This window comes from Dolichospermum lemmermannii CS-548, from assembly GCF_028330815.1.
GTDB lineage: Bacteria > Cyanobacteriota > Cyanobacteriia > Cyanobacteriales > Nostocaceae > Dolichospermum > Dolichospermum lemmermannii.
Window position 1 is genome coordinate 25,683 of sequence record NZ_JAQMTJ010000102.1, and the last position, 8,270, is coordinate 33,952.

Annotated in this window: 6 protein-coding genes; 4 read left to right on the forward strand and 2 right to left on the reverse strand. The window is 39.0% G+C overall.

Going from position 1 to position 8,270, the window contains the following annotated elements:
* Window positions 1-16: 16 nt before the first annotated feature.
* Window positions 17-817 (forward strand): PhzF family phenazine biosynthesis protein, encoded by an 801-nt coding sequence (locus PN450_RS07090; RefSeq protein ID WP_271835846.1) that lies wholly within the window; start codon window positions 17-19, stop codon window positions 815-817.
* Window positions 818-1,133: 316 nt separating this feature from the next.
* Window positions 1,134-1,574: a DUF4332 domain-containing protein gene (locus PN450_RS07095; protein ID WP_015080608.1), complete on the forward strand. Its 441-nt coding sequence runs from the start codon at window positions 1,134-1,136 to the stop codon at window positions 1,572-1,574.
* 125 nt (window positions 1,575-1,699) lie between these two features.
* Here PN450_RS07095 and PN450_RS07100 read toward each other — a convergent pair whose 3' ends face one another.
* Window positions 1,700-2,314, reverse strand: coding sequence for a TetR/AcrR family transcriptional regulator (locus tag PN450_RS07100; RefSeq protein ID WP_271835840.1), 615 nt, complete (start codon window positions 2,312-2,314; stop codon window positions 1,700-1,702).
* A gap of 150 nt (window positions 2,315-2,464) precedes the next feature.
* Here PN450_RS07100 and PN450_RS07105 point away from each other — a divergent pair, with 150 nt between their 5' ends.
* Both PN450_RS07105 and PN450_RS07110 read left to right on the forward strand, forming a co-directional pair.
* A complete protein-coding gene (locus tag PN450_RS07105) occupies window positions 2,465-4,042 on the forward strand; it encodes a M16 family metallopeptidase (protein WP_271835842.1) in 1,578 nt (525 codons plus the stop codon).
* Window positions 4,043-4,198: 156 nt separating this feature from the next.
* Complete coding sequence (locus PN450_RS07110; RefSeq protein ID WP_271835843.1) at window positions 4,199-5,704, forward strand: M16 family metallopeptidase; 1,506 nt, start codon at window positions 4,199-4,201, stop codon at window positions 5,702-5,704.
* A gap of 216 nt (window positions 5,705-5,920) precedes the next feature.
* Here the strand turns inward: PN450_RS07110 and PN450_RS07115 are convergent, their stop codons facing one another.
* Window positions 5,921-7,378, reverse strand: a complete 1,458-nt coding sequence (locus PN450_RS07115) for an ammonium transporter (RefSeq protein WP_271835844.1) — start codon at window positions 7,376-7,378, stop codon at window positions 5,921-5,923.
* Between the last annotated feature and the right edge of the window lie 892 nt (window positions 7,379-8,270).

Here is an 8,270-nt window from a genome sequence, read left to right on the forward strand (position 1 = left end):
TTTAGATAGTTTACAAATGACCCAAATTATTACTCAAGTAGACGCTTTCACTAATACTCCATTCAAAGGAAATCCTGCGGCTGTATGTGTTTTAGATAGTCCAAAATCTGAAGCATGGATGCAAAATATTGCCCAGGAAATGAATCTATCAGAAACCGCTTTTTTAATTAAACAAGATGACGGTTTCAATTTGCGCTGGTTCACTCCGACGGTAGAAGTTCCCTTGTGTGGACACGCTACCTTAGCCAGCGCTCATGTATTATGGTCACAAGGGCATTTATTACCAAATCAAGAAGCGCGTTTTTATACAAAAAGTGGTGTACTTGCAGCGAAACTAGAAAATAATTGGATTCAGTTAGATTTTCCGGTGAATCTTTCTCAATCTGTAGAATCACCTCCAGAATTAAGTCAAGTTTTAGGAGTGAATTGTAAATCTGTTGTCCAAAATTCTCTCGGCTATTTAGTAGAAGTAGAATCTGAGCAATTAATCAGAGAAATGCAGCCGAATTTGCAACAGATGAAAACTCTCACTAAGGCTGATATTATCGTTACTAGCATTGCTGATTCTGACTCGGAATATGATTTTGTCTCCCGCTTTTTTGCCCCCACTTTAGGGATTAATGAAGATCCGGTAACAGGTGCGGCACATTGTTGTTTAGCCCCATTTTGGCGGGATAAATTGGGAAAAGATGAATTTTTAGCCTATCAAGCTTCTAGTCGGGGTGGAGTAGTCAAAGTGTACTATCCTGGAGCAAACCGCGTCTTTATATCTGGACAAGCTGTAACAGTAATGCAAGGAAAATTAACTATAGGTTAAGAATATATGAGATCCCGCAGATCCCCGACTTCTTAAAGAAGTTGGGGATCTTAGTAGACAAGGATTAAGTTAATATTTGTAATTAAATTTTTAGATTTCAGATGACACTTATCGGGCATTATTGACTGTGAACCTCCTTTAATGCAGGAAGTTGAGCAGTAAATAAATTGGGGTTTCCATTTTTTATAGGTGATAATGTTAGTAATACCGTCCTAAAGAGGGATGGTGATTTGATAAAAATGTTAGAGTTCAGAAGGAGAAATCCCTGTAAATACTGAATTTTTACATAAATTAACCCATACTAAAAACTCAAAAAATGACCATTAACCGTGCAGCTAATAGAAATTTACTTCAAAAATCCGATTGGCCTGTAAAAGATTTACCAGGATTGAGTGCAGAAGATCAAGCTCAATTAAAGAATTGTGGCATTAATACCACAGAAGAATTAATTAATAGAGGAAAAACTCCAGAAGAGAGAATAGTATTAGCGGGTAAATTACAGGTAAATATCCATTCTGTGAATAAATGGGTTGTTTTGGCAGGTTTAGCCCGTGTTCCCAGTGTAGGAACTCAGTATTGCGGTATATTGCTTCACTCTGGGGTTATTTCCATAGCCCAATTAGCCCAAACTCCGACTCACAGATTACATAGACAAGTTATGCGTTTGCAAGTAGCAACATTGCATAACCGGGATTTGTGTCCAGCAGTTGAATTGGTGCAACAGTGGAGTCATCAAGCGCAAGCAATGGGTAATTAGTCAGTAGGGGCGAAGCATTTGGAAGATAAATTATCGGTCATTGTCAAAAATAGTTCTCCAAATGCTTCGCCCGTACAGTGGTAAGTGGTAATAATTATTATTGCCTCTTGCCTCTTGCCTCCTGCCTATTCTTTTGCTAAGACACCGTTAAGGAAAATATCCGCTAGTCCCTCCGCCATTTTTTGCATTTCTTGGGGGGAGGCGTTGGGTTCTATGAGGGTATGATCGGAGAAACCGGCGATCGCAAATAAACCTAAAAAAACTTTAGCTCCAAGTTTGGCATCCATCTGACGATAGATGCCTTTATCTATTGCGGTTTGAAAAAATGCTTCAGCAACATCTGTCATTTTATCAATAACTTCTGTTTGAATGCGATCGCGCAAATCTGGATGAAATTGCACTTCCATAAAGCAAACGCGCATGATATCGGCGTTTTTTTGTAAATTCCACATCCGCCGGCGCATAACTTGATCGATCGCCTTATAGCTACCCATTTCGCTGAGTTCTGTCAGCAAATCTGTGAGAATATCTACCCAGCCGCTAGTAGCTACTTCCACCAAAATTGCTTTTTTATTGGCAAAATGACGAAAGAGAGTTCCTTCAGCTACCCCTGCGGTTTGTGCTAAATCACGGGTTGTAGTTCCCTCGAACCCTTTGGCTGCAAACAATCGTTGTGCTGCTTGCAAAATGCGTGTACGCGTCTGCATTTCTGATGATGGAGGAGAACTAAAAATCCGCATAGTAGTTATTTTGATATATTTAAAACAAGATTCGTAGCCCTATTGTGCAACATCAAATGCTAAAAATACAAAAAGCTTAATGGAAGATAACTCTCTTTTTGTTAAGTAGTCTATTTCTCAAGTAATGTAAATTTACTTTAACTTTTGCTTATGCACCAGACAATTTTAAATTTCTTCATGGGTAACGTTAAAAATTCCCCATTCCGGCGGCTATTAGCCACCACTTTGGCATTAATGGTATTTAGTGGAGGATTGATCCCAGAAACAGCTTTAGCCCTGCAAAAATCCCAAAGTTCCATTCAACCTTATCTAGAACAAGTAATTAATCGTCTCACAGAATTTCGCCTGGATAATGGACTGAAATTCATCGTTTTAGAAAGACATCAAGCCCCAGTAGTTTCCTTTCTCACCTATGCTGATGTCGGTGGGATTGATGAACCAGATGGACAAACAGGAGTAGCCCACTTTCTTGAACATCTAGCATTTAAAGGCACAAAACGCATCGGGACTACAGACTATAAAGCCGAAGCACCACTTTTAGCCAAGTTAGAACAGCTAGATAACCAAATCAAAACTGCAAAAGCTAATAGTAAAAAAGATGAAATAGCGCGGTTAGAAACTGAATTTAAATCAGTAGAATCCCAAGCCATCAAATTAGTTAAACAAAACGAAATGGGGCAAATTGTTGAACAAGCTGGAGGTGTGGGTTTAAATGCAACTACTTCCTCCGAAGCTACTCGCTATTTTTACAGCTTTCCGGCTAATAAATTAGAATTGTGGATGTCTTTAGAATCAGATCGCTTTTTAGATCCTGTATTTCGGGAATTCTATCAAGAAAAAGAAGTAATTTTGGAAGAAAGACGGCTGCGAGTGGAAAATTCTCCTATCGGACAAATGGTGGAAAAATTCATAGATGCTGCTTTCAAAGTTCATCCTTACCGCCGACCAGTAATTGGTTATGATCAAGATATTCGCAACTTAACACCAGAGAATGTTAAGAAGTTTTTTGATGCTTATTATGCTCCCAGTAATTTAACAATTGCAATTGTGGGAGATGTCAATCCCACTGAAGTCAAAAAACTGGCACAAACTTATTTTGGGCGTTATGCAGCTAAACCCAAACCCCAACAAAAACTACCTGGAGAACCCCAACAAACTGCCACTAGAGAAGTTACTTTAGAATTAGCTACTCAACCTTGGTATTTAGAAGGTTATCATCGTCCTGCCGTTACTGATCCTGATAATGCAGTTTATGAAATAATTGGCAGTTTATTGAGTGACGGCAGAACATCAAGACTGTTTAAGTCTTTGGTAGAAAAACAAAGTTTAGCCCTAAATGCTCAAGGTTCTAGTGGCTTTCCAGGGGATAAATATCCTAATCTCATCTTCTTTTATGCTCTCACATCTCCTGGGAAAACAGTCGATCAAGTAGCGATCGCTTTACGCCAAGAAATTGATAAATTGAAAACAGAACCTGTATCTGCGGTGGAATTAGCAAGAATAAAAACCCAAGCAAGAGCCGGATTATTACGCAGCCTTGATTCTAACTCAGGTATGGCACAACAGTTGTTGGAATATGAAGTCAAAACCGGTTCTTGGCGCAATTTATTTGGGCAATTAGAAAAAATTGCCGCAGTCACTCCTGAAGATATTCAAAGAGTCGCCCAAGCCACATTTACACCAGAAAATCGCATAGTTGGGAAGTTGTTATCCAAACAACCAGGGTAAAAATTTAGGTGTTGCTGATAGTCATTAAAATCTCAAACTTTGCGGCTTTGCTCCTTTGCGTCTTTGCGCGAAACATAACTCATACCGCAATTATGCAACGCCAAAATTCAAAATACCTCTTTCAGAAAAGCTACGCTAACAAATTTGAAGATAGATATGTTGAGGTTAGATTTGAAAGGCAAAAAATTCCACTTTTCTAAGGGACAAAGATTTGTTTTCACATTGGTGATTGTTGTTGCTTGTTTGCTCGTAAATTTGAATTTTTCTTGGGCAGCAACAACAGCAAAGCATTACGATGAGTTAAAATTTGCCCCCGTTTCCGCAATTAAATTACCCAAGTATGAGCGGTATGCACTTAAAAATGGCTTGGTAGTTTATTTGATGGAAGATCATGAATTACCATTGGTAACAGGTACAGCATTGATCAGAACAGGTAGCCGTTGGGAACAACCCGAAAAAGCAGGTTTAGCTAGTTTGGTGGGTTCTACATTGCGAAGTGGTGGCACTAAAAAGCATTCCGCTGATCAATTAAATGAGATATTAGAACAACGGGCTGCGTCTGTGGAAACAGATATGGGAGAAGCTGCTGGTAGTGCTAGTTTTGAAGCCCTGAGTGAAGATCTAGAAATGGCATTTGGGCTATTTAGTGAGGTATTACGAGAACCGGCTTTTGCACAGGAAAAGTTGGATTTGGATAAAACTCAAATTCGGGGTGGTATTGCTCGTCGCAATGATAACCCTAATAGTATTGCTAGTCGAGAGTTGAGAAAATTAATTTATGGGCAAGAAAGTCCCTACTCCCGAACTGTTGAGTATGCAACTCTTGATAAAATTTCCCGTGAGGATTTGCTGAAATTTTATCAACAGTATTTTCACCCCAATCAGATCATTTTAGGGATTGTGGGTGATTTTAATTCTCAAAAAATGCGATCGCTCATTCAAGCCAAGTTTGGTGATTGGAAAGCAAATACTCAAATTGCTAAAACCCCATTACCACAAGTCACACAAGCTAATTTAGGCGGTGTATTTTCTGTTAATCAACCCCAACTCACCCAAAGTAGCGTTTTAATTGGTCATTTGGGTGGAAAATTCGACAATCCTGATTATCCAGCTTTGGATGTCATGAATGGCGTATTAAATGGCTTTGGGGGACGCTTATTTAATGAATTGCGATCGCGTCAAGGATTAGCTTACTCTGTATATGGAATGTGGAGTCCCCGTTTCGACTACCCCGGAACATTCCTAGCTGGAGGACAAACCCGTACAGAAACCACAGTTCAATTCATTAAATCCCTGGAAACAGAAATTAAACGGTTACAAACTGCAAATATCACAACCCAAGAATTAAATAAAGCCAAAGACTCTACACTCAACTCCTTTGTTTTCAACTTTCAAGATCCTAGCCAAACATTATCTAGATTAATGCGATACGAATATTATGGTTATCCCGCTGATTTCCTATTTCGTTATCAAAAAGCCATTACTGCTACTACAGCAGCAGATGTTAAACGGGTGGCACAGAAATACCTGAAACCAGAGAATTTAGTGACTTTAGTAGTCGGAAATCAAGCTGCTATGAAACAACCATTAACTGATTTAGCAGCCAAGGTAACATCAATAGATATTACCATTCCCGGCACTCAACCAGCAGCTAAAAATTAATAGAATTTAATTTAGATCCCCGACTTCTTAAAGAAGTCGGGGATCTGGCTATTTTCATTATTAATTTAAAATAGTTCTTCCTCGTCTATTATATGATAACACACTGAAAATTTTTTGTCAACAGCATAAAATCACTTTTTTCCGGTTGGTGTTTTTGTGTTAGCCGGAGGGTGGGTTAGCTTGCACCTAACCCACCAACAACTGATTTCGCAAACCCTACGGACTTACTTGAGGATTTTTGGAGTTATTTTTTTCCTTCTCTAAAAGCTCCTCAACTGCATGAAAATCAGACCAGACAGTTGCACCGTGTTCATAGTTATCAATCCCCACCTTATCAGCTTCAGGATTAACACGCAGCTTACCAATAGCATTGAGTCCAGTAAACATTAAAAAGGCAAAACCAAGAGTGAAAACTGATACTGCGACTACGCCCAAAATCTGCACACCCAGCAAATCAAAACCACCACCTAAAAACAGTCCAGCTTTTTTATTCAAAGTCAGTTCTGGTTGACCTAAAAAACCAACTGCCAGTGTACCCATCATGCCATTAATACCATGAACAGAAAATGCTCCCGCAGGATCATCAATTTTGCACGCTTCAATAATATCAATACCCAAAACTACTAAAATTCCCCCAGTTAAACCAATCACAACCGCCGCCCAAGGTGCTATAAAAGCACAACCAGCGGTAATACCTACCAAACCAGCTAACGAACCATTCAGACAATAGACTAAATCCCATTTACGTGAACGACTATATTGATAAAACATCGCCGCTAACGCCCCAGCACCAGCCCCCAGGGACGTATTCAGGGTGATTAAACCAATTAAGCCAGGATTACCAGTACCAAGGGTTGAACCGGGGTTAAAGCCATACCAGCCAAACCAGAGAATCATAGTTCCCAAAGCTGCCAAACCTAAGTTATGGGCTGGAGGAATCTGCCCCCAAGGAGTTCGTCCAGGGCGTGGCCCAAGTAAAAAAGCACCAACTAAAGCTGTCCAACCCCCAACGGTGTGAACTACCGTACTACCAGCAAAGTCATGAAAACCAATTTTCGCTAACCAGCCACTGGAGTTCCATACCCAATGTACAACTACGGGATAGCTGAATGCAGCCATGATGGCACTATAAATTAAATCACCGATAAAGTCCGTTCTCCCAGCCATTGCCCCGGTAGTAATTGTACTGGCAGTAGCAGCAAAGGCAAACTGAAAGAAGAACAAAGTATAAGCATTGAGTCCAGAAGCGATTCCGGGAACACCACCATTGGTAAAAGCACCATTAACGGGTAATTGACTCAGGAAAAAGGTATCTGTACCAATAAACCCACCAGCACTCGTACCAAAGGCAATGCCAAAACCCACACCCCACCAGATGAGAATGGTGACAGCGGCATCAATAAAGTTTTCCAATAGGGCGTTTACTACACCTCTTCGGCGTAGCAAACCTGCCTCTAACATCGAAAATCCAGTCTGCATGAAGAATACTAAAAAGCCTGTGAGTAGTACCCAGGTAGTATCAATGGAAATTTGTAATTGTTTGGTTGTTGCGTCTAATGATTCTAGTGTCACAGGATCTGCGGCATGGACAACTGTGGGCGCGAAAATTGCCAAGACCATTGAACCTATAGCTAGTGCTAGAAGGCGATACAAGGGGCGAATACGTTTATTCATTGCTGTTTTTCCTGCTAGAAAAGCTCTAATTAAGTTAGGCTTTTTATCTGATGTTGATGGTTGTAAATCTGTTATGTCTGTTCAATATGGTTATCAAAAATAAACATAGAACAATAACAGAAATTTATTTGATAATTCCTGCTTTTAGTTAAGTGGAATATTTATCAACTTGAATTACATAATAAATCAGAATTAAATTCTGATTTCTGAATTATTTCTTCATAAAGCTGGTTAATTCTCTATTTAATGAGAAAAAATATTCTGTATCATAAAATACATTTTTTGTAATTAGGATAAATTATTCACTCTGCAAAAATACAGAAAGCTTGTGTATTCCTGACAATATCAGCATTTACTCTGATTTGCATCTCTTAATTACGCCTGAAATCCTTCATATACAAAAATCTGATAATTGCGTAAAAAATATGTAGTATTTATATATACATTTGCTCCAGTCTAATATCTATTTGTGGTAAAATTTGGAACTTAGAAATATGTTTAGAAGTATTGGGACGCGAACTTATTAAAAGAGATTCAGCAAAAGTCAACAATGATGTAATTTGGTTACTTCTCGCGTCAATATTATCTCGACATACTATAACTTCTGATAGTTCATCAAGAATTAGTATTGTTAGCCTTATATCTTGTGTTAAAGATTGGGAATTACCTATTTTTGCTTTATTAAGTTCTGCACTAGATTCTTTTTTAAAGGTAAGTCTTCTTGAAGAAAATTCTCTTATTTCTGAACAGACTTTAGAGGGTGTTTGAAAAGTTATGGTTGATGTATCAAATATTTTTTACCCCACCCTAACCCTCCCCTTGTAAAGGGGAGGGAACTGGATTTTTATTGTTTCCCCCCTTTACAAGGGGAAAGGGGGGTAGCAATGTGATG